Origin of the sequence: Dyadobacter sp. 3J3, from assembly GCF_009801115.1 — a bacterium.
Lineage (GTDB): Bacteria > Bacteroidota > Bacteroidia > Cytophagales > Spirosomataceae > Dyadobacter.
Genome location: NZ_VTOL01000012.1, coordinates 125,525 through 149,194, shown reverse-complemented (window position 1 = coordinate 149,194; position 23,670 = coordinate 125,525). Strand labels below are relative to the sequence as shown.

Below are 23,670 nucleotides of genomic sequence, written 5' to 3'. Positions count from 1 at the left end.
AAAGCGGATTATTTTCACAATCCGCTTTTACTTTTTATAATGTTCTATAATTCGATTATGCCAGAATTTCCTGTTCCTTTTTTGAAGCACTAAGTTTCAAAACCTGAGTAGTCCAGTCACGGGTTTTGGCAGCAAGCCTGACATCTGTCGCTAATGAATTTCCAAAAGAAGGAATCAGTTTTTGAAGCTGTTGTTTCCATTGCGGCGTCGCCGCCTGATCTTTAAAACAACGCTGGATCAGTTCAAGCATAATGGAAACCGAAGTAGATGCACCAGGAGACGCACCCAACAAAGCTGCAAGAGAACCATCCGAAGCAGTCACCATCTCTGTTCCAAATTCCAGAACTCCACCTTCTTTTTTATCTTTTTTGATAACCTGTACACGCTGACCAGCCTTTTCAAGCTCCCAGTCTTCCATACGCGCCTGAGGCATATATTCTCTTAATGCCGCAAGCCGGTCTTCCGGTGACTGTCTTACCTGATCGATCAGGTATTTTGTCAAAGGTATATTGTGAATACCAGCGGCCAGCATGGGCTTGATATTATTAAATTTAATAGAACGGGGAAGGTCCAGGTATGATCCGTTTTTCAGGAATTTTGTTGAAAAGCCAGCATACGGACCAAACAATAACGCTTTTTTACCATCAATAACGCGTGTGTCCAAATGTGGAACCGACATCGGTGGAGAACCAACAGCTGCTTTTCCGTACACTTTTGCCTGGTGGCGTTCAATGATTTCAGGATTGTTGCAAACCAGCCATTGACCACTTACCGGAAAACCTCCAAATCCTTTTCCCTCAGGTATGCCTGATTTTTCCAAAAGAGGTAAAGAACCACCACCTGCTCCGATAAATACGAAAGGCGTGCGCAGCTTCTCTGTTGTGCGGGTCGACAGATCTTTAACGGCGATTGTCCAAGAACCATCGGATTCATGTTTGAAATCGTCCACTTCATGATTCAGATACAGATTAACACCTTCCTGAGTTTCCAGATAGTTGAATATGGCTCTGGTTAAAGCGCCAAAATTTACATCCGTACCCAAATCCATACGAGTTGCGGCAACTGCTTCAGCCGGATCCCTGCCATCCATAATTAAAGGAACCCAGTTTTCTATTTCAGCGGAATTGTCTGAATATTTCATTCCCTGAAACAAATGATGTTTTGTCAGGGCTTCGTATCTTTTTTTCAAATAGTCAACATTGTCCTCACCCCAAACAAAGCTCATGTGCGGAATATGTCGAATGAATTCTTCAGGTGCACCGGCAATTTTATTTTCCACCAGATACGACCAGAATTCTTTTGACACTTCAAATGACTCAGCAATTTTAATTGCCTTGTCGATAGCTACGGAGCCGTCTTCTTTTTGTGGTGTATAATTCAATTCACAAAAAGCAGAATGTCCGGTTCCTGCATTGTTCCATGCATCAGAACTTTCAGCGGTAACCCTGTCCAATCGCTCAAAAATGGAGATTGTAAAAGCCGGATTTAACTTTTTAAGCAAAATCCCCAGCGTTGCACTCATGATGCCTGCTCCAATCAGAACAACATCGGGAGTAATTGATTTTATAGACTTTTTGGTACGCATTGTGTAAGAAAGAATTATAGTTCATTAAGGCCATAAGCCCGGAAAAATCCAAAATCTCTATAATGAACAATAGTGCTTGTATTAATTGTTTCCAAAATAAGCCAATTGAAAAAATAAATTGACCTAAAAACTAAAAGTTCTTATTATCGATCAATAAAAACCTTGCTTCGTACCATTTATTTGTCTGATTTTAGTTTTGGGTATTTAATCAATAACAAAATAAAAAATGTTGCCAGAAGGTTTCTGGCAACATTTTTTATTTTCCAATATTTTAAGTCACCAAAAATAGACCAAGTTGAACTTACTTCTTGATTATTTTAAAAGTTTCCTTATTGACCCTGATAATATACAGGCCGGAAGGGAATTTGCTCATGTCCAGCTGTAAGGAATTCTTATTCACTACATTAGATTGCAATTTCAACCCAAAGGAATTTATGATTTCAACTGAGTTTATTTCAATTTCTGATTGAATTGTCATTTGGTCAGACACTGGATTTGGAAAGAGCCTGATTGATGATTTATCGCTCATTTTTACGCTTATAACACGGCTGTAATGGTATGAATCGTCCAGGTCAACCTGTTTTAAGCGGTAATAATAAATGCCCGCCGATAGAGAAAGATCCTGGTAATTGTACTGTTCGGTGATCGCAGAGTTTCCGGCGGCAAGTTGCTTGGTAATGGATGTGAAATGGATTGCATCGGTGCTGCGTTCTAATTCAAAATAGGCCGAATTTGTTTCTGTACTTGTTTCCCATTCCAACGTAGCGGATGATCCTTCTGGATTTCCCTTGAAATATGTTAAAGTCACAGGAAGTGGCGTGTCAGTGGTCCCTATGAAAAATCCGCCGGTGCTAGTCATGTCAAAAGTGACTTCCCAGCTATTTAAAGTAGTATTCCAGATCACGGATGCCGGAGTTATTTTTGTACGACTACCGCTATAACTGTTTTGCGCACCAGTATTTCCGGAGGGACTTCCACTAAACTGGATGACACGGAGATTATTTTTTCCGGTTTGATCATTGGAGTTAGAAGGAATATCGACGCTGCTTACTGCATTGAACGCGTCAAAATCACTTTGAGGGAAATATAAAGTTACTCTGGCAGCAGGAGTGCTATTTACAGGTTCCAGTTTAACGTCAAAATGCCTTTGAACGTAAGGGGAATTTTGATAAGATTGAACAGAACCATCTATAAACGTTTTTGCAGTTATAGTTTGGGTGATCATAGAAGAATTGGCGACGGGCGTTATTTTGCCTAGAATTCTGCAATCGTTTACAAGTAGATTATTAACATTACTGGTGATAATCTGCTGGCTCATATCCAGATTTCCGGCAATGGAAGCGGGTGAAATGCTTAATGGAACCCGGATTCTAGGAGACAAAACTACATTGTTAAATACATCCGTAGTTTTTAGCTGATAATCTCCGGCAGCAATAGCCCACTGCTGACTATTGGCAAGACTGGTATTACAATTGTCGCTGGAAAGCCAGTCATATGTTTGTAAACCAGAAGGAGCCTGAAAAACAACACTTGCTGTTTCTGTCCTGAGAACTGAAACATTTGGCGGCGGCGTCGCTGGATATGGCGTTGAGTTTTTGAAAAAATCGGCATCCAGTTTCTCGGTCCACCATCCGGCTAAATGTAAAAGTCCATTACCTGTAAAGTGAACCTGGTCACTATTTCGGTAAGTAAGATCGTAATAGTTATCTGTTTCCGGTCCAGGAAATACGTTGGCCATTTTATAATTCAAATCATTACCATGACTTCCCAGACCAATTAGGTCATTCTGGGCATCAATAACAGGCTGCCAGGTTCGCGTGCTTCCATCCACATTGAAGCGCGAAACTCTCGATACAACCCAGGCCAGATTGTTTTTTCCGGACAAATCCCTTGTAGCCTTTACTACATCCCGAATGTCAGACAAATAATCTTCGCGGGTACGGCTTACCAAATTGTCAGTTTCTCCCTGGTGCCACAGAATGGCCCGTACACCCAATTGAGCTATGTAATTATTCAGAGTAATTCTTACGTGTCCAAAAGGTAATCCGGCAGGAAACTGAAAGCCAAAATCACTTATCGTTAAAGCATTTACAGGAACAGATTCCTTCCAGTTTCTAACACCTGTACTGGACCAGCCGGCATTGAAAATCATAACCGGAACCTGTATCTTTTTTACCAGACTGTCTCCAAAGGCACCCCAGCACCAGGCATAATTTCCAAAAGGAGATGTTTTTGTGAGATCATCCAAATGAACATATTCAGGACAAGGCAAGTTAATTGCGGAATAGGGTGCAATGGTGGGAGAATTTGCGGCGTTGTAATTTTGAAAATTAACGCTGCTCACTCTGTCATCGGTAGCTCCAGGACCATTGGCATTTCCATCACCACCCGTTGCATTGGATTGACCGGCTACTACAAAAACTTCCCCTATACCCACACGTTCAACCGTAGTGGTTACAGTTACAGAATTGTCGACAATTACTCTGACTTCCAACTTATACCAGCCACCGCTAACGGCCATAGAACCATAGAAATTACCACCTCGGGGATTTTCCTGCACGGTTGCCCATCCGCCCCCTGCTGGAGTAGCTGTACCTTGCCCCGTTTCTCTTGGAACAAATCGTGCTTCAATACGATCTGCGCAACCGGCAAAATAACCTGCGATAACTACGGAGGCCTGATTGGAATTATCTCTTTGGAAAACGATTCGGTTGGCGGGATAAGTAACTGTGACTTGTCCGTTGCAAATTGTTGTAAAAAAGATTAAATAAAGAAAAATTTGTAGAGATAGTTTTCCCACAGTAGGTTTTTAAGTTGAGTAAGATATAGAGAGGTATGAAATTAAGATACTGTAATAAATAAAATTTAGGACAAAACTAAGAAGCTTTATGTCAATTTGCAAATACAAAGGCGGTAACTTATTTAACGGATAAATAGTTGATAGTAAATATTGCGGTTAAGTCAGTTACTTGTAAGACGTTAAGATATGACTAGACATTGAAGGAAAAGAGGTGCAACCTTTTTCCATGACATTGGCATGGCCGTACCCACCGGAAGAAATAGAAACATTGCGGATATCCGAGTGCGGGCCTGGACAGACAATCAGGTTAGAGCTATTGGTGAGCGATTGCGTTAATTGAGCCAAACCTGCCTGGCTAAGTTTAGCTATTCCTTTCATGACGTAAATTCTGTTTTTGTAGTTATTCACCAGATTTACAACATTGGTAAGCGAGTTGGGTCCCAAAAATATTTTCCCATTTTTGGAATTCATTACAAACGTTCCAATGTCTGTAGTACCGTTGTTGATAAAAATGGATTTTTTACCGCCAAAATTAAAGTGTGACGAACCCCAGTTCATTCTGGAATCGAGGCCATTGTTGGCTATATAATTGTGTGTACGATTTAAGGAAACATTACCCGTAAATGTAACAGATCCATAATTTTCCAAAGATGTGTTTCCATTAAATTCAAGTGCCGGGAAGGTTGCTGATGCCTTTTTGGCAACAATAATGTTACCTTTAATCATTGTCAGTTTTTTAATTTTTACTTTTCCGGTAATTAATAGAGTACCGCCATCAATGATGAGATCAGTCAGGACACCTGTACCTGAAAAACACTTGATCTGGCCTTTGGTCAGCGTTGAGTTATCAGAAACCGACTCGTAGTTGTTTTTGGAGAAATCCTGTACAGCTAATTTCAAATGCTGCGAAATGCCGGAAAGAGGAAGTAAATAGCAATAAAATAGAAGAAGTATACCACTTCTGGTGCACAGATATTTCATATACCAATGTGTGTGTTTGGATAAAATAGAATGAGAAAAAGGATTTTTTATTAAATTCTATTCCTTGATCTGTCTGTTATTAGACAGAGATGAAATACACTTTTGGGAGGAGTGTGTTCCAAAAACAGGGAATAGGGGCTTGACTTTAAAATGGTCTTTATTTTTAAAGAACTGCCGGATACATAAAATCTTTCACAATATTTGGAAAGATTTGCAAAGGTGGGATTGTAAAGTGGTTTCATTAATTTTTGAGTAAGGAGGGTATATAAATCTTTGTAAAAATACATTTTGATTTTATTAAATGCAATGAAATCAAAATGTTATTGTGTGTGTATAGATGGATATAGGTAGTAGTATATTACTGTTCCGTCATTATGAGGATAGATATAAGCTGGCAGCCTTTACACCACCAGCCATTAATATAGGCCTTTTCTTGCAAGGCTGATAGAGGAGGATTTCTATAATAAAAACAATACCCGGATGATATCAATAACTTTGTTGATATCAGTTAGGGGTGTCAATTAGAATTAATTCGGAGCAGTTTAATTCACCTGCTTAGCGATATCAAAATTAGGAGCATAATTTAAGGGAAGCAATCACCCATTTTGGGGGATTTTGTAGTATTACTATTATGAAAATATCAAATTAAAATGGGGCTGTTAGTATTACATTGTCAATAACATTTGCATGATAAGTGAAAAGCTGATTAATTATTTTTTGACACCCGAGCTGCGAAATAAGTTACATCCGGAATATGATCAGGTTCGTACCATTGTAAGCGGTACCATTGTGGCAACTACTTTGCTGCTTATCCTGCCCGTACCTATGTTCTTTTTCCCGCCCACGCTTATCGGTTATTACATATTGGCAGGACTTGGCATTTGTACCTTGTATTCGCTCAAATGGTATGGCATTTACTGGCCTCCGTTAATTCTGGGACTGCTGGCCACTTATGTCGTCATTATAAATGATACACTTGAAACGGGTGCTATCGATTCTCCTGCTGTAACTACACTGTACCTTTTATTATTGACCGGGTTTTGGTTCAACAGGCGGATTGGCCTTGTTATGATTGGTTTAAACATATTGGCAATCATTTATATATTTTATTCTGTTCCGGAAGCGGATGGTCAAAATTTATATGCTGTTGTTTCTCACATCGTTCTGACAATTTTTTTTGGAGCTTTCTTTTGGTTCGTCCAGGAACAACATGACGCCGCGCGTTTACAGATCAGGGAACAGCAGCATATTCGTATTGATCTGCTGGATAGGGCGGTGAAAGACCGTACCCAGCAGTTGTCAACGATGCGGCAAAATCTGGCCAGTGATTTTCATGATGAGACAGGGAATATGCTGTCAGCGATTACCCGTCAGGCTGCTATTTTAAAATTAAAATTAAAAGACCAGCCTGCGGTACTTTCGATAGTTGATAATATAATCATGAACAGTGATCAATTATATGCTTCCAGCCGGGATTTTCTATGGAGCGTTAACAACAACAGCGATGATCCCCAGGAACTTTTTGCATACCTGACTTCATTTGGACAAGTATTTTACAACCAGTTCGATATCGCCTTTTCAGTAAAATCAACGGTTAATAGCTTAATAGAATCGGCTCATTTACAGGCATTTGCTTCTCGTCATATTATTTTTATTTTTAAAGAAGCGATGACCAACGTGGCCAAACATTCGGGTGCCAGGGAAGTGCTTTTAGAAATGGCCGTTTTTCAGGAATATGTTTCCATTTCCCTGCAAGACGATGGCTCCTGGAAAGAGCCCCTCGAAGGACAACCCCATAACGGGCTCCATAACATGGAAAAACGAAGTAAAGAAAATAATTTCAGGTTTAAGGTATATGGTAGTTCTCAGGGAACGCGGCTGCAGATCGATGCGCCTGTACATTTTACCCTTGTGGAGTAAGGATAACGAATTATGAAAAAACGGATAATAATTGTTGAGGATAATATTTCGATCCGTGAAGGTTTCAGGGCGGTTCTGGAGACGATTGAAAAATACGAGGTAGTGAATTTATATAGCAATGTGGAGGAGGCGCTGGAATATCTGGACCAGGATCTGCCCAATGTTGTTTTAATGGATATTGAACTCCCCGGAATGGATGGTATTGCAGGAACAATCAGGATTAAAAAACAATATCCGGAGTGTATCGTTTTGATTATAACTGTTTTGGAAGATAGCGAGAAGGTTTTTCGATCTCTTTGTGCAGGAGCCGGAGGCTATATCGTCAAAAATTCAAATATTTCTGAAATTGTCCAGAATATAGATGAGGCGCTGGCTGGCGGAGCGCCAATGAGCTTGTCAATTGCAAGAATGGTTGTGCAATCATTTCAGCAGCAACAGAATTCTCCGTTGACTGAACGGGAAACAGAAGTATTACAAAGTATTGCTGTGGGGAAAAGCTATTCTAAAATAGCGCTGGATTTGTATGTAAGCAAGGAAACGATACGGAGTCACATCAAAAATATTTACCGGAAACTTGAAGTATCCAGCAAAGCAGATGCAATAAAAGTAGCAAATTCGAATAAATGGGTGACGGGGAGGGCTTTATAGACTGGTAGCGTAATCATTCCTGACAATAAAAAGTCATTTATTGTCAGGTTTTATCAGGATATAGTCCTTTACTTCTAGGATTAGGCAGGAATTGCCTGGCGTTCTTCAAGATAGTCAACCAGACTTTTTACAGTCACAATCTTAGCATAATCATCATCAGGAATAGCGATATTGAATTCCTGCTCAAGCTGCATCATCAGATCAACGGTATCCAGACTGTCAAATCCAAGATCTTTCATGAAATTAGCATTATCGGACACCGCACTTTTATCAATGCCAAAGTTGTTCAAAATTTTAATAATACGTTCTTTCATGCTCGTGGCTAATATGTAAGATTTACAATTTTTAAGATATTCTCTTTCGGGATAAACGAAATTTACGTAGAATTAGTACCATTAAATAATGCAAAACGTTCCCTTCGTTACATATATTTTATATTTATCTCATTATTAAATTGTTATGTTATATTAAAATATTTTAATATGGGTTTAATATTGGGCTTAAAATTGGATTAGTGCTGTTGTGGGGATATATAGCTATTTTCTTTGCTCTAATTATAAAATATAATTATTAGATGGGGAATTGTTTTAATGAGATACTAATTTTTGATTATGTTACTTTTAGATCAAAACATTCGTCTCAGTACAAATGATAATTAACTTGCGTTTTAAATTGTAGCGTATTTATTACACCTACTAATTTTTAATGGTATTTAAATTTATAATTTGTAGAGATGTTGAAGTTGTTGTAATTTCAACCTTATTTTATTATGATTGCGAATTTGGGGTAACACTCTATATAGTAGTATATAAGTATGTTATAATCGTTTTCGATTATGGTAAAATTTAGAAAAAAAAATATCGTAACTATAATTTAATTAGCACTATGCACAAAAAATTTACTTTTAATGGATCAGCAGTATTTCGGATAGCAGTATTTACCTTTTTAGGGTTAATTCTGGGAATAGCTGGGAGTAATGCACAAACTCCATGGAGCGGTGTTTACGGGAATGAGTGGCTAGCCGGAAAATATGGACAGGAGTGGGTTAAAATTGGTGTAAATCAGAAAGGAATTCAGAAAGTAACTTTAACTGGTAATTTTATTGGGAAGCAAGGCCAATTGCATTTATATCATAGAGGTGTTGAGGTGGCGTTGACTAGTGCAACTTCAAATGCGATTGAATTTTATGGGGTACCAAATGATGGAGCCTCTGATGCATTATTGTATAGAGACCAGTCTCACAATCCTGATCCAAATCAGCGTACGAATGACAAGTATAGTATCTACTCGGATGTAAGTGCATATTTTTTAACCTACACAACTTCTGCTAATGGAGAAAGAGCTAATGTACTTAATGATGCTGTGACAAATATATCTGAAGAAAAATATCATATTCAAACTGAATTGAAGGTTTTCGCAGATCAATATTCTTACAGTGTTGATATAAACTTCATTACGCTGTCGCTTGTACAGAGCTACCTGGAAAACGGGAAAGGTATGACAAGCGGTATTTATGGTAAACATGCCACTGTAACAAATCCGTCGTTATTGGGTGATCCAACAATTCAACTTCCAGTAAAAAATCTATACTCAAACTCGGAAGTGCAAGCACAATTGGAAGTTTTATTGTATGGAAGAACGACTTCAAGTAATAATGTAACAGTTCAGGTCGGTAAGGATGCTTCAAGTCTAAGGTCCGTTGGTACTGAAATGGCATTCGCTGGATTTACCGGATTTAAACAGCAATTTACATTAAATGTTTCTGACCAAGAAGCTAGTTCAGATCTTCCGTCAAACGGAAATTTTAGTGTCAAATTGTCTTCTAATAAGGTGACTGCTGATTACAGTACAACGGGGCTTTATTCTGTAACTTACTTACAGATGAAATATCCTCAGATAATTGATATGAGTGGTCAAAGTTCGTATCTATTGGGATTACCGGCTAAGACAACTGATGTTAATATGAGTAAAGTTATAATAGCTAACGCCCCTGCCAATGCAAAGATATACGATATTAGTAATCCGGATAAGCCTAAAATATTAACAGGTTATTATCAAGCTTCAAGTTTAAATGTAATGGTTTCTCGCGAGATCAATCAACCTGTGACTTTATTAGTAACAGTAGCTAATCCTATAGACGTATCATCAAAAGTAAATGGTGTAGAAATTGTTGATTATGATCCTGCGTCTTTCAATTATCTAATTGTCACCACAGAAAATTTGAAGCCCGCGGCTGATGAATATAAAGTATTCAGGGGGTCACGAGTTGGTGGATCATTGAATCCATTGGTTACTAATATTAACGACATATACAACAGGTTTAATTATGGTGAACCTAGCCCTGTCGCAATCCGTCGTTATGTAGATTACATGATATCCAAGGGCATTCGTGCTAATCATTATTTACTTCTTATTGGGAATTCTGTATCAGAGGGAGATCAAACGCCTACTAATAAGGAACTCGTAAGTCAAGTGCCAACAATTGGATTTCCTGGATCCGATGTTTTGTTGGTAGAGGGGCTAAAAGGTACGGCGAGCGAAGTTCCTGCAATCCCAACCGGTAGAATAACTGCAACAACAGTTGAGCAAGTTAGAAACTATTTGGAAAAAGTAGAATCTTATGAGCAAAGCAATGAAAGTCTTTCTTATAGAAAAAAGGCAATTCACATGAATGGTGGAGTTAATATTGGGGAAACTGACAGGTTTGGAGGTTACTATACTGGTACACTAAATTCAAAGGTAACTTCTGCGCCTTTTTTAGGCTCGGTAATAACGAAGCAAAAACCAGCAGATAAGCTTAATTCCCCTGAAGACCTGGATATTACTCAAGATGTTAATTCGGGAGTTGGGTTTATGTCTTATTTTGGTCATGGTAATCCTCATTATACGGATTATGACATGGGTTATATTTCTGATGAAAGAAAATTATATAACAACACTGGTAAATATCCTGTCATGTACTTTAATGGGTGTGGTGTAGGAAATATTTTTAAAGGAAGTATTTTACCTTACCCTGATAATTATACTGGAAGCGATAAAAATCTTGCAAAAGAAGTTATGCCTATGACGGCGGATTGGATGCTTGCGAAACAGGCGGGAGCAATTGCTATTATAGGAAATAGCTTTTACGCTTTTGAGTCGTCTTCAAGGGATTATTTATTTGCGTTATATGATCAGGTCTTCCCAAAAAGTGATAATGAAAGAATGACTATTGGGAAAATACATCAAAGTACAGCCCGATTTATCATTACGGGTACAGCCAATGGAAGGGTTGCAGCAGTTGACGACTATACAATGGCGAATACACATCAATCTCTACTACAAGGGGACCCGGCGTTAAGAATTCTTTCTACTAGTCCGATTCCATTCCCGGTTGAACTTTTTGGATTTAAAGGAAAACCGAATGGAAATAGCGTTATGTTAGAATGGAATACTGCCTGGGAAAGGAATAACGGACGTTTTGTAGTTGAGCGAAGTTACAATGCAAAAAATTTCGTAGAAATTGGAAGTGTAGAAGGTAAAGGGAATTCGAACCAGCAGAGTTACTATAACTTCTTCGATACTAATCCTATTAAAGGCATTAATTACTATAGACTTAAACAGGTTGATTTAATTTCTTCTGGCAGCACTAATGAGAATTTTAATTATTCAAGTATTATATCAGTTGTTACGTCACAGGACGATGTATTTTTAGTATATCCTAATCCTTCCAGCGATGCTGTTAATGTCGGCTTGAATATTCCTGCAACACTTACGTCTTGGTCATTGACAGACGTATCGGGACAAATTATTTCAAAAGGAATTACGTTAAAACCAATTTCTATCAAAGGTTTTAAAAATGGAGAATATATACTTAAAATCGTCACTAGCAATGGAGACGTTTACAGCAAAAAAATAGTTAAACAGTAGAGCATCGCATACTATTATTGAGTCCTTATGCTAAATAAGCGTCCTTTTGTATTATTCATAATAATACTTTTCTGCCTTTTATCAATTACAAATTTGTATGCTCAGTGGGGAGCGCCGTATTCAAATAGCTGGCTTCAAGATTTGCACAAGCAAAGTTTTGTGAAAATTCAAGTTAAAGAAAATGGTATTTACAGAATTCCGATTGCGTCTCTGCCGTCTTCTTTTCCAAAGAACGATCCATCGAAATTTCAGCTTTGGCACCGTGGAAAAGAGGTAACATTGATAAGTGCAAATAGTAATGAGATTGTTTTCTATGGTGTGAAAAATGATGGGAAATCAGATGAACTACTTTATAGAAACAGTTCTTTCGTTCCAGATCCAAAGGCGAGGACAAATCCGTATTTTAGTATCTATTCCGATGAAAGTTCTTACTTTTTAACAATTTCAAGTTCTCCTGTCAGAGCAAAAAGCATTTCTAAGACAGTAGATTTGAATACTACGGCTGAGAAATATCACCTACAAACGGATATAGTTACTTTTACTGATCAGGGCTCTTATAGCCCTGATCAGAATTTTTTTACTTTAACCCTAATTCATAGCTTTCTTGAAAGAGGTAAAGGTATGACTAGTAAAATTTATGGGAAGAATGCTACATTATCTAACCCTTCCCTTTTTGGGGATCCTGTTTATACTTTTAAGTTTGATAATTTAATTAATGATCTGACTTTAAAGCCCAAAGTTGAGGTGATGATATATGGTAGAACAAATTCTGGTAACGATGTATCCGTTCAGGTAGGTAAAAATTTAGAATCCCTAAGAACAGTTCCAGGCAGCTTAATGACAGTAGGTTTTACGGATACGCAAAAACAATTTGAACTAGATGCTTCTGAGAATTTGGATATAACTCAGGATGGTAATTTTGTCTTAAAACTGTTTTCTAATAAGGTCTCCAGTGATTGGAATGCTGTTGGTCTGTATTCGGTCACCTATTATAAGATAGATTATCCTCAGTCTTTTAGTATGGCAGGAAAACGAAGCAAATTATATACGTTATTGCCTTCAACAAATAGTTTTAGTCGTGTAAGTATTCCCAACCCCGCCGCAAATGCAGCGGTTTATGATGTCACAAATCCTGATATTCCAGTAATAATTAGCGGGACTGTTATTAATGGGAATTTGGAATTAATGATACCCCGTAATGTAAATCAGTCTCTTTCTTTGCTAGTCACTAATGAAATTATTGACTTAGCAAGTAGTAAGATACAAGACATTAGTTTACCACTTATAGAGCCGTCAAATTATGATTATCTTATACTCACAACAGATAAATTATTAACGGCAGCAAAAGAATACTCAGATTATAGAATGTCGGTTGCTGGTGGATCTTATTCTTCACTGGTACTATCTATTGCTGATGTATATAATCAATTTAATTATGGAGAACCAAGCCCTGTAGCAATCCGTCGATTTGTAGATTACATGTTATCAAAAGGTATAAGGCCTAAGCATAATTTGTTACTGATAGGTAACTCCATATCTAATGGTGATTCAACTGTACAAAATAAAGAGTTAAAAGGTCAGGTACCCACTGCGGGTTATCCCGGATCAGATTTATTACTTGTTAGTGGATTAGGCGGGGCAAAACTCGATGTTCCGGCGATACCCGTAGGAAGGATATCTGCTACAAGCGTGCAGCAAGTAAGGAATTATCTTGAAAAGGTTAAGAGTTACGAATCGAATGCCAATTTAAATACTGGATGGAAGAAAAATGTTCTTCACTTATCAGGAGGTAAATCGGCTAGTGAAATCATTGAACTCAAGAGTGCGCTTGAGGCTTTGGTGCCTTTGGTAGAAAATGGGGATGTTGGTGGCTCAGTCAAGGCTTTCCAAAAGCAAAGTATTATTGAAGTTGAAAAAGTTAATATCACACCGGAATTAAATGAAGGTGTTGGAATGATTTCATATTTTGGTCATGGCTCGCCAACAGTGACAGATCTGGATATGGGTTATGTTTCTGACGTTACAAGAGGATATCAAAATATCAATAAATATCCTTTAATGTATTTTAATGGTTGTGGTGTAGGAAATATTTTTAAAGGTAATATAAATGAAGATTATACATCTTCTCAGAGAGAGCCCTTATCAGCTGACTGGCTTGGAGCAAAGGACAAAGGCGCAATGTCAATCATAGCGAATTCATATTACACATTCCTGGCACCGTCTTCGCGGTATATAAAAGAACTATATCTTCGTATTTTTGATAAGCCGGAGAGCGCAGATTTTACTATTGGGCAAATTCAGCAAGATATAGCCAAGCAATTAACAAGCGAGTCTTTTAGTATTTATGACATGTCTAATTTACATCAGTCTGTATTGCAAGGTGATCCTGCAATGCATATCATACGAGTAGCACTCCCTGATTATGCAATCGATCGGAATACGGGTATTGTGATACATTCCGAATCTGATCAAAAAACAATCGGACAATCAAATCAGCTAAAGGTCGCTGTTATTTTGTCAAATTTAGGTAAAAATGTTAAAGACATTACTTTACCCATACGGTTAGATTTCCATTATAAGGATGGCTCAGTTGATACAAAAACTGCAAATGTTTTATCAATGCTCAGCACAGACACTTTAATAGTTACTGTAAATAACCTAAAACCCTTAGAGAGAATTGCAGTTAAGTTAGATCCCCTAAACGTATTGCAGGAGAGTAGTGAAGTAAATAATGATGCAGAGCTATTAATTGAATGGGGTCTTATTAAGGATAAGAAAATGTATCCTGATGAAGCAATTAAAGATGTGATAGCACCAATTCTTAGTGTTAAATTTAACAATGAAATCTTAAAAAATGGGTCTTTAATTTATCCAAATCCAGCAATAAAGATTCTTTTGACAGATAATTATTATCTTACCAGTGATACTACGCTGGTAGATGTTTCTATAAAGCTTTGTGGTGATAATAGTTGTGATTTTAAAAGAGTGTCGTATTCTAAAAATCATATTACTTTGTCATTGAAATCAGACGGGTCTTTAGAAATTGAATATCTCCCAACTGGAATAATATTCGGAGAATATGAATTACTTGTAAGTGCAAAAGATATATCGGGGAATAGCATAGTCCAGCCGTATCGAATACTATTTAGTGTTTCGGACGAATCATCAACAAATGTTTCGGTAACTGCAAGCCCTAATCCAGCATCAGATTATGTTCATTTTGAATTACAAGGATATAGTGTAGACGATTATACCTCGATATATTATCAGGTATATGACATAAATGGAATTGTGAGAGAACAGATTGAGGTAAAAGACCATAACACAACATGGTATTGGAAACCAAATTTAGTATCCGGTCTTTATATTTATAAGATAGTTCTAAAAGGAAACGATGGAAAGGAGCAGGTTTTAAGAGGCAAAATAGTATTAATAAAGTAGACACACGCATGGACTAGGGCTGTCGTCTAACTAGATGCTATTATTTTCTCATTTTTGAGCCATTCAAGCCAAATAGCTAAAAATATGGTTCGAAGAACTTGAAAAGTTGCTCTTCCTGGCTGTTGGTCCTGATGAAGAATTTTTACTATGGTATTAAATTTCCTAAAGTCAACATAATTCCATATTTCATTTTCAGGTAATAGAAAATCCCTAGATTGACTATATAAGCGAATTGCAACTTCTCTCCCGTATAAACTAAATTTACCTTTGTCGCCTCGGGTACGAATATTTTCTGGCAATATGCCTTTCATTCCTTCGCGAAGATAAGCCCTTTTCCTTCCCTTATCCCATTTTATTGATAAAGGTACAGACATAGTAAATTCAAATAAATCGTTGTCAAAAAATGGAAATTTTTCAACTACTCCATAATGTTTTCTAAGTGCATATAATTTCTCAGGAACAGTTATAGATTCTCCACCATAAATGTCCTTAAATGAGAATATATCGATATTATCAAGTTCTTTTGACATAGTATCGGGTAAATTTAACTGAAATGATTTCAGCGGTAAGTTCTGAGTAAAATCATCCCTTAAAATCGAATTTGGGTAAATATTACCGGTTTTAATTTTGTTTAGTAATGCTTTGGTGCTTTTTATGAACAATGATATAGCCGAAGAGTTACCAAAAAAGTCATGTATTTTGAAAACATGCAATAAAAAATTCTGTGGACTCAACTCTTTCCTCTTACGGACTAGTTGTCGATAAAGAAAGTGGTTAACATAATTTTCTTGTTTTTTTAGAGATGATAGAGAATCCCAGTTTGAATTAATGTCATAGTAGGGGTAAATCATGGATGCAATATCCAATAATTCTTTAAGTTCCTGCCATTTGTACTGATCATATAATATTTCGGGGTATTCTATTCCAATACCAACAATTCCATCTCCATCATGTCCATTAAGCATAGTAAGTGCTCCTACATCACGTGCTTTTTCTTGAATGCTTCGTGTTAGAGCAGATCCAGAAATCATCTCTTCTGGTGATCCATACAAGGAAGTGTGTAGAATGAGGGAGTCCAAGTCGTGGATTGAAGGTTCAAGAACATGATGCTTTGAGCGAATTTGATTAGCCACTTCAAGTGCTAGATGCTTTTCACTTCTTAGTGTTATTGGTATGTCCAAAAATACTGTATGAAGATCACAGTTTGGAAACAATTCCCTAGCAACACATGATATAGATGAAGAGTCTAAGCCACCACTAAGTTGTGCAATAGTCGGTTTATCTGAAGATATAGATTGCTTTACTGATTTTTGAAATAAATCTTTAAAAACTTCTCCATACTCGGGCATCGTTTTAATTTTATTCCATTTTTCCGGTTTATATGAAAAAAAAGGAATCTCAGTAACTTTATTTCCAGAATCCGTTAATAATAAATTATGGCCTGGTAAAAGTCTCTTTACTGAGTTATATACTGTATCAGCAGTGTATGGATTATTGCCAGAACCTGACAGATAGGAGGCAACCCAATTATTATTAATGCCTATACTTTTAACTATTGACTCCGTTCTAATAAGAGATGTCAAATCAGTGGAAAAAGTAAAATAGGTACCTGGAACGTAAATATAATATAATGGTGTAATTCCGAGGTTGTGCCTAATTATACTTAATTGCCTAGAGTTTTCGTCATACCAAATAGAAATATGGGGCTGAGGCGAAATTGATTTTACAGTAGTATCAAAAAAAAACCGATTAATTAGATCTAAGTTATAAGATATCTTAGATCTAATTAATCGGGTACTACTACTTTTTGAATTAATAACTACATAATTATTATCATCTGGCTGTTTACTGATTGACTTAATGTTGAAGGAGCAATTATCTAGAATAAAATTTTCTAAATTTTGGTCATCAACAAAAAGTCCAGTTTTTAATTTTTTATAATTAAACGAAACAAAACCTTCAAGAACCACAAATTGATATTTGGTTACAGAATAATAATTATTAGGCAGGCTTTTGTGTTAACTGCAAATCAGCTGACCCACCTGTTCCACCTTTTGTCAATTTACTAACAGTACCTTTCTTAACCAATACCGGCTTCTTGTACGATTTTTTCGTCTGTGTAGAGTGCATTCTAGTCATTTTCGTGTTGTTTTAATGTGTTTACGTTATATCCGCTGTAAAATTAATTGGATTTTTTTAATTTCCAAATATTGAAGTGAAAAGAATAATAGAATTAAGGCACTTTAATCGAATGGAATATATAGAATCTACTTATTTGGGCCCGTACTCAATTATTTTCCGAGTTTTTTTAGAACCTGAATCAATTATTCCTTTTCCAATACAATCAGCCGTTGCCTGGCAATATTCATAGGATGTTTGTTCGTCATAAATTAGTCCTACGCCAATAGCGAAGCGTTTTAGACCAAGGTCGTAGTCAATAACGGAAGTTGTATCGCTTCTCTCTATCAGGGTTAGCGACTTATCAAAAGATAATGCACCCAACGTAAAAGGTTGATTGATGTTCTCATAATGATAGTCTTCCGCATCCAGCGTATTATACATATTTCCGTTCCAGGTAATTTTGGAATCTATTGGAAAAACAAGTGGGACCTGACTTTGGTTATCTATATTAAATATCAGCTTGTCAGGAAACTGATTTATGCTGTATTCCTTCGTTTTAACCCAATAATCGGACGCTGTATTGCGTGATGAACGCGAAACTATGTAAGTTGAACTTCCATCGGAATTGACAGTCACACTGCTTATTTCATCTTTTTCCTGATAAGCCTTTATAACTGGCTTGGTTTGGCCGGATGAATAAACGGCTTCGTTTACGTCATAAACCATATAATGACCTACAGTCAGCGGGAAATAATCGTATGTATTGACAGGATCAGTATTACTATCGTTACAGGATTGAATTGCAAGTAATGGAATGAGATAGAGAAATGATTTGAAAAACTTCCAACTCGATCTTTTTTTTGTAAAATTATAATGGGTCATTGAATTAATTTTTTGTGTGTTGATAAGATAAAATTAATTTTGGGAGTACTCAATTAGTCTTTTAGTTCTTCTTTTTCCGGAACTTATGACTTTATAGCCTGATAGTTCTCCATTTATTTGTAAATAATCAAAATCTGCTTGTTGTTCAATAATCAAACCTACACCATTTGCGTAGTGTTTTGATGCAAAATTATATTTTGTAAGTCCCGATGTATCAACGCGCTCCACAACTTTTAATGTTTTTTCAAAAGTAGTTAATCCCGTATTAAAAGGTTCGCCAAGGTTTTCATAATTGAAATTATTCCCATAGCGATTGTCTGTTGTATTCAAATTTAAATAGATGTATCCGTTCCATTCCAGGCTTTTGTCAATTGGAAATATCATAGGTACAATAAGTTCATTATCAATATTTTGGACAATTTTGTCTGGATATTGCTCCACAGTTTGCTGTTTTATCTTTTGCCAGTAGCTACTGGAATTATCTCTTCTCGATGTTGAAATTAAATAAGTTGGAATTCCTCTAGAATTTGTAATTACAGAATTTATTTCTTCTTTTTCTTGCCAGCTATTTATTGCCGGATCTTTCTGACCGGCTGAATATACTGTTTCTTTTATCTCATAAATAGAAATCTGTCCCACTTCTAAGGGATAGTAATCATAAGAATTTGTTGGTTCTGTTTCATCATTATTGCACGACTGTAAAATACCAATGATTAATAATAAAGCAACGCCGAGAATTTTTGAAATAATTGTTTTGGAATAGTGTGTGCAAACGTTCATTTTCTAGTAATTAAGATAAACATATGTAGCAAAAAATAATTAGTTCTGTTTTAAAATACAATGAATACCTACTCCCGCTCTTCCAATTTCTTCCTCAAAAAACCAACCAATACATCCAGCCCGGTATCAAAACGCGTGTTGTTGTTGATAATCATATCCGCTTCTGAGCGCAAGGGCAAAATGTATTTGTCGTAAGTAGGAGCGACGTGATGCTCCCAACGGTAAAGTACGTCGTCCAGATCGTAACCCCGTTCGTTATTATCACGAATAATCCGGCGTTTTATTTTAACGTGTTCTTTCGCGTCTACAAAAATTTTGAGATCGATAAGACGGGCGATATCTGGAAAATATAATACAAAGATTCCTTCTACAATGATAATCGGACGGGGTTCAAAAACAAGTATTTCAGGTTTGATTAACGGATTGTTGAAAGTATATTCTTTTTGATGAACTTCTCTTCCTGCACGTAATACGGCAATGTGTTCTGCAAAAAGATGGTGATCGATTGTTTCGGGAAGATCAAAATTTTCGACACCGTTTTCATCACGTGGTATTTCATGGATCGGGCGGTAGTAGTTGTCCTGTGAAATGCGGCAGACATCTTCCGGTTTAAAGGAATCAATCAGACATTTCATAAAAAAAGTTTTTCCGGATGCACTGCCGCCGGTTATACCAATAATGAAGGGTGGTTTTTCTTGGGGTATCATTTTTGTGTTTTTGATATCTTATCAGTTACAAATGTATATTCTGATTTAAATATTTGGTTATGATGTGGTTGTCTCTAATAAATAACTGCCAGTTTCCCAGCCATTTTTTCGCTTCTGTCTGAAGACACAATGATGATCAAATAAATTCCACCCCGGACTCTTTTGCCAGTATAATCATTTAAATTCCAGGATGCTGTGCCGCCTTGTGAACGGGTTTCATAAACGAGACGGCCGGAAAGATCTGTAAATTTAACGGTGGAATTATCCATAAGCCCTTTAACTCCGAGAACGCCGTCGAAATTTGGCCTTACAGGATTTGGGAAAACGGTAATCGTTGCTAAATTTTCATTTGCCGTACTCGCGTCGCTTCGGTATGAAACCATTCCGTTTGGTGTGTCAACGAAGAGTAGTCCTGTTTCTCCTTCAAAATTTAATGCGGATATCTTGCTTGAAGGTAATGGGCTATCAGATGCCGTAAATTGTTTTATCAGTTCAGTACCATCGGCTGAAAATTGAAACAATCCGTTATCAGTCCCGATCCATTTCCGGTTACCGGGTTCTACTGAAATGGCATTAGATCTTTCACTGGAAAAAAGTTTCCTTTGTCCGTAAACAGGTAATACCGCATCAACTTGCGTTCCGGATAAAATACCATCGGGTATAAAATAACCAACACCGCGTTCGCTGGCAAACCAGATGAAGCCGTCCGTGTCTATCGCCAGGCTATGGATCAGGGACGATGGTAAGCCGCCGTTTCCGATGGATGTGGAAAGAATGCGTTGTTTATTGGTTTGACTATTTTTTACGGAAATTCCACCACCCAGATAATCAGGTAATCTTGACCAGGTCAATCCGTTTAAATCGATAATGGTAGAATCTGTTCGTGGAGATATAGTGGTGTCAGTATCTGCCGGGCTGTAAGATCGAAATGCGCCGTCTTTATTACTTAATAATCCTTGCCTTGAATCTGCGCTCCAGAAATAGGAATTGATGCGCAAGGATTCGTGAAGTAGATTGAATATGGGATTTTGATATACGTCTGTTTTATTTTGATTTAAAACCAAAATTCTATCAGCAAGCGTTACAAGATTGTTTTTCTCCGAGAAAGAATAAGTCGGGCTGATGGATTGATATACTAATTCCCATTCCGTATTGTTTCTTTTATAAACTCCATATCCTGAAAACCCGGCATAGATATTTCCATTTTGGTAAGAAACTGCAACGGCTTTGTAGGGCGTTGGTACGGTTTTCCAGTTGGCGAAATATTGTTTATTGATAGTGGGACTTAACGATGTAGCCAAAAGTCCCTGTGATGTGGCTGCAAATAAAGAATCGTTGCTAAAAGTAATATCGCTTACGCCAACTTCCTGGCCGCCTGGACCGATGTAACGATAGGTTTCTTCAATTTCACGAAGTTTTGGGTCAAGTACAATAATTCCAAAATTGGTACTCAAATATACTTTCTTATTCTGAAACGATATTTTGGAGATTTGCTTGCTCGCTGGTAAATCAGATGCATCTGCGAGAAAAGGCCAATTAATAATTTGAGACGGTCCTAATGTATCATTAAGATATAACAGATCAAGATTGCCGCTCCGGTATGCAAGAATGATAAGATTTTCGGTGGAATCGTAAGCCATACTACTTACGCCCACGTCACTCAGACCATTCGCTTTTGAGTAATTTACAATGTGATTATCAGTTTGATCTATACTGAAAAGTCCATTATAGGATGAACAAAAAACTTTAGTCCTGACTTTAAGAATGTGTTTGGCTGAGCGGTAACTGAAATGCGATTCCCAGCTTCCCAACGGAACATTTTGTGCATGAACTGCACTGGTTAATATTCCCCAAAGTAAAAGCAATATAAAGTTGCGCATCATTTCGCTTTTACTTTGGGATTTCAAAATTATTTGTCAACAGTAACGATGGCAGATCCTGTACCAATTCCCGTTCCACAGCCACTTTTTAACGAACTGATTGTATATTCCGTCGAAGCTGCCGGGGTTACTGTTATCAAATATGGATTCAGGAATGTTCCATTTACGGCAGTACCGTCAGACAATGTAAATGACCACGGAGGTAATCCATTTTTGAATTTCAACTGAATCCTGGTGGATCTTCCGGAAGCGATAAATGCCTTACCTGTTACTTCTCCAATGGCTTTGTTATTTGGAATTACTTTTATTTCCTCCACCTTACTTGATACGGCAGGAGATGAGGAAATAATTCTGATTTTTTGAGCGCGAATTGTGTCACCGGGAGAAACCGCGGGCGTTACTTTTGCTGTAAAAGTGGTAGCCGTTACCGTTGTTGGCAAATCAACAAACCTTCCGTTTTTGTCAGTAATCTGGACAACAAACCGGTTGGTTGCCGAATATCGTCCAACCGTTTTATATGGAATCTCAATACTGCTTCCGGCACAAACAAGTGACTGTGGGAGCTTTTCCATGGTGATGCTGGCTGGAGGTGTTGTAACAGTGACGCTGGCGCGGCCCGAGAATTTACCTACCCCGCATAGGCCACCCGCAGAGGTAATCTGGAAATTGGTATCGTAAAAAGGTTTTACCGTGATTTTATGCGGAGAATCCATGATATTGTTTTCGTAGGTTCCATCCGATAAAAGGACAAACCATGGGCCTCCACCATCAAAACGTACTGACAAGTCGCCTGACCCATTTTCAGGTAAATGCAACGAATCTCTTTGTAAAGTAGCAACGGTTGGCGATACAATCGTAATATTAGCAACCTGACTAACCAGATATGGCGCGGAAGAAACAACCCGAAGGCGATAATCTCCCGGTTTGTAAGTTGACGGAATTTGTGTCGCGATATAACCCGTCGTGTCCGGAGATGAGATCGTTTTAAAATTACCGGAGTGATCGGCAATCTGCACGACAAATTTATTTCCTGATTTAAATTTTCCTGTTGCGTTAAATGGAACCTGGAAAGGAATGCTGGTACAAACGCGAACCAGTTTATCTACTTCTTTTAATTCCAGTTTTGGTTCCGGATTGTCATCGACATTAATAATCGGTTCACCTGAGCTCACCCCGCTTCCACATGCATTGGACACGCCGATAATCCGGTATGCTTTAACATGCGTCGGCTTTACAGTCATATAATATGGATTGGACATGGTTTGAATCGTTGTACTATCCGAAAGTCTGAACGACCATGGAGCACTGCCCTGAAGGTTAATGCGAAGCTGGGCTTCCTTGCCCGGCATGATCCGAACGGTTTGCGTTCCGTCTATTATCTCGATTCTCGCTGTTGGTGTTTGCAGTAAACGTATGGGTACTTCCTGACTTTTTACAACCGGAATGGTACTTAAAATCTGCAATTTGTAAACCTCTCCACCAATTTTATAAGAAGGAATAACTGCTCTTATCGGGCCTTTTTTTGTTGGCAGAGAAATAGGAATTGATTTCCCGGTTGGATCGATAATGTGTACAATAAAATTATTGTCTTCATCAAAAGGACCTTCGGTAGTAAAAGGCAATGTAATCGTAGTTCCCGGGCAGACTTGCATATAAGACAAGTCATCGGCAATTATTTTGTAAGAATAAACCGTATCTCCGGCGGCTTTTGCCGCTTTCACTACTTGTTCTTCCGCAGCTTTTTCTGTCAAAGTATCCCCTGAAACTTCTTGCAAAGTATCTGTTACAACTTCTTTGGGCTTAATGATTTCTTTTACTGCCTTTTTTGGTAAAAGACTGTCTGATTTTGTCTTGGTCGCAACCGCAGGCTTATTGATAGTGGCAGGCTTGGCAGTCTTAGGCTTTGCAGCAGGCTTCGCCTTTGAAGCGCTTTTCTGCGCATTCACTGAGGTAATGCCCAACAGTAATCCAAGAAAAGCAATGATGAAGAATTTTGACATGTATAGTTGTTGAAAC

15 protein-coding genes are annotated in these 23,670 nt (G+C 37.6%); 4 read left to right on the top strand and 11 right to left on the bottom strand.

The features are described from left to right. Window positions 1-55: 55 nt before the first annotated feature. From FZF08_RS23880 to FZF08_RS23870, 3 genes are all read right to left on the bottom strand, one after another. Window positions 56-1,585, bottom strand: coding sequence for a malate:quinone oxidoreductase (locus FZF08_RS23880; RefSeq protein WP_159474548.1), 1,530 nt, complete (start codon window positions 1,583-1,585; stop codon window positions 56-58). A 301-nt stretch (window positions 1,586-1,886) separates the two neighbouring features. Beyond that, complete coding sequence (locus tag FZF08_RS23875) at window positions 1,887-4,385, bottom strand: T9SS type A sorting domain-containing protein (protein WP_159474546.1); 2,499 nt, start codon at window positions 4,383-4,385, stop codon at window positions 1,887-1,889. 165 nt (window positions 4,386-4,550) lie between these two features. After that, on the bottom strand, window positions 4,551-5,366 hold the full coding sequence (locus FZF08_RS23870; protein ID WP_159474544.1) for a hypothetical protein: 816 nt from the start codon (window positions 5,364-5,366) through the stop codon (window positions 4,551-4,553). A 687-nt stretch (window positions 5,367-6,053) separates the two neighbouring features. On the opposite strand from FZF08_RS23870, the gene FZF08_RS23865 reads away from it, so the two are divergent. Together FZF08_RS23865 and FZF08_RS23860 are read left to right on the top strand one after the other, a co-directional pair. Then, on the top strand, window positions 6,054-7,286 hold the full coding sequence (locus FZF08_RS23865; RefSeq protein ID WP_159474542.1) for a sensor histidine kinase: 1,233 nt from the start codon (window positions 6,054-6,056) through the stop codon (window positions 7,284-7,286). Between the two features lie 12 nt (window positions 7,287-7,298). Then, a complete protein-coding gene (locus tag FZF08_RS23860) occupies window positions 7,299-7,934 on the top strand; it encodes a response regulator transcription factor (protein ID WP_159474540.1) in 636 nt (211 codons plus the stop codon). A gap of 80 nt (window positions 7,935-8,014) precedes the next feature. On the opposite strand, the gene acpP is transcribed toward FZF08_RS23860, so the two are convergent. Beyond that, complete coding sequence (acpP, locus tag FZF08_RS23855; protein WP_159474538.1) at window positions 8,015-8,248, bottom strand: acyl carrier protein; 234 nt, start codon at window positions 8,246-8,248, stop codon at window positions 8,015-8,017. 571 nt (window positions 8,249-8,819) lie between these two features. Here acpP and FZF08_RS23850 point away from each other — a divergent pair. After that, window positions 8,820-11,843: a C25 family cysteine peptidase gene (locus FZF08_RS23850; RefSeq protein WP_159474536.1), complete on the top strand. Its 3,024-nt coding sequence runs from the start codon at window positions 8,820-8,822 to the stop codon at window positions 11,841-11,843. A gap of 27 nt (window positions 11,844-11,870) precedes the next feature. Then, entirely contained in the window at window positions 11,871-15,284 is a 3,414-nt protein-coding gene (locus tag FZF08_RS23845) for a C25 family cysteine peptidase (RefSeq protein WP_159474534.1), read from the top strand. Between the two features lie 26 nt (window positions 15,285-15,310). Here FZF08_RS23845 and FZF08_RS23840 read toward each other — a convergent pair whose 3' ends face one another. The 7 genes from FZF08_RS23840 to FZF08_RS23810 all read right to left on the bottom strand — a co-directional run bounded on the left by FZF08_RS23840 (window position 15,311) and on the right by FZF08_RS23810 (window position 23,654). Further along, a complete protein-coding gene (locus FZF08_RS23840; RefSeq protein WP_159474531.1) occupies window positions 15,311-17,254 on the bottom strand; it encodes an asparagine synthase-related protein in 1,944 nt (647 codons plus the stop codon). Window positions 17,255-17,285: 31 nt separating this feature from the next. Continuing rightward, on the bottom strand, window positions 17,286-17,423 hold the full coding sequence (locus FZF08_RS23835) for a lasso RiPP family leader peptide-containing protein (RefSeq protein ID WP_159474528.1): 138 nt from the start codon (window positions 17,421-17,423) through the stop codon (window positions 17,286-17,288). A 132-nt stretch (window positions 17,424-17,555) separates the two neighbouring features. Beyond that, complete coding sequence (locus FZF08_RS23830; protein WP_159474524.1) at window positions 17,556-18,287, bottom strand: hypothetical protein; 732 nt, start codon at window positions 18,285-18,287, stop codon at window positions 17,556-17,558. A gap of 33 nt (window positions 18,288-18,320) precedes the next feature. Then, window positions 18,321-19,067, bottom strand: coding sequence for a hypothetical protein (locus FZF08_RS23825; protein ID WP_159474521.1), 747 nt, complete (start codon window positions 19,065-19,067; stop codon window positions 18,321-18,323). A 68-nt stretch (window positions 19,068-19,135) separates the two neighbouring features. Beyond that, window positions 19,136-19,774 carry a uridine kinase gene (locus FZF08_RS23820; RefSeq protein WP_159474518.1) on the bottom strand — a complete coding sequence of 213 codons (639 nt, stop codon included), beginning with the start codon at window positions 19,772-19,774 and terminating at the stop codon, window positions 19,136-19,138. A 74-nt stretch (window positions 19,775-19,848) separates the two neighbouring features. Further along, window positions 19,849-21,657: a two-component regulator propeller domain-containing protein gene (locus FZF08_RS23815; RefSeq protein WP_159474515.1), complete on the bottom strand. Its 1,809-nt coding sequence runs from the start codon at window positions 21,655-21,657 to the stop codon at window positions 19,849-19,851. Between the two features lie 26 nt (window positions 21,658-21,683). Beyond that, complete coding sequence (locus FZF08_RS23810; RefSeq protein ID WP_159474512.1) at window positions 21,684-23,654, bottom strand: hypothetical protein; 1,971 nt, start codon at window positions 23,652-23,654, stop codon at window positions 21,684-21,686. Window positions 23,655-23,670 lie beyond the last annotated feature (16 nt).

Excerpts from the sequence above, each read along its gene's own strand:
- acpP (WP_159474538.1), bottom strand. The coding sequence starts at position 8,248 with ATGAAAGAACGTATTATTAAAATTTTGAACAACTTTGGCATTGATAAA.
- FZF08_RS23830 (WP_159474524.1), bottom strand. The coding sequence starts at position 18,287 with ATGACCCATTATAATTTTACAAAAAAAAGATCGAGTTGGAAGTTTTTC.
- FZF08_RS23810 (WP_159474512.1), bottom strand. The coding sequence starts at position 23,654 with ATGTCAAAATTCTTCATCATTGCTTTTCTTGGATTACTGTTGGGCATT.
- FZF08_RS23825 (WP_159474521.1), bottom strand. The coding sequence starts at position 19,067 with ATGAACGTTTGCACACACTATTCCAAAACAATTATTTCAAAAATTCTC.
- FZF08_RS23845 (WP_159474534.1), top strand. The coding sequence starts at position 11,871 with ATGCTAAATAAGCGTCCTTTTGTATTATTCATAATAATACTTTTCTGC.
- FZF08_RS23820 (WP_159474518.1), bottom strand. The coding sequence starts at position 19,774 with ATGATACCCCAAGAAAAACCACCCTTCATTATTGGTATAACCGGCGGC.
- FZF08_RS23850 (WP_159474536.1), top strand. The coding sequence starts at position 8,820 with ATGCACAAAAAATTTACTTTTAATGGATCAGCAGTATTTCGGATAGCA.
- FZF08_RS23815 (WP_159474515.1), bottom strand. The coding sequence starts at position 21,657 with ATGATGCGCAACTTTATATTGCTTTTACTTTGGGGAATATTAACCAGT.
- FZF08_RS23835 (WP_159474528.1), bottom strand. The coding sequence starts at position 17,423 with ATGACTAGAATGCACTCTACACAGACGAAAAAATCGTACAAGAAGCCG.
- FZF08_RS23860 (WP_159474540.1), top strand. The coding sequence starts at position 7,299 with ATGAAAAAACGGATAATAATTGTTGAGGATAATATTTCGATCCGTGAA.
- FZF08_RS23865 (WP_159474542.1), top strand. The coding sequence starts at position 6,054 with ATGATAAGTGAAAAGCTGATTAATTATTTTTTGACACCCGAGCTGCGA.
- FZF08_RS23880 (WP_159474548.1), bottom strand. The coding sequence starts at position 1,585 with ATGCGTACCAAAAAGTCTATAAAATCAATTACTCCCGATGTTGTTCTG.
- FZF08_RS23870 (WP_159474544.1), bottom strand. The coding sequence starts at position 5,366 with ATGAAATATCTGTGCACCAGAAGTGGTATACTTCTTCTATTTTATTGC.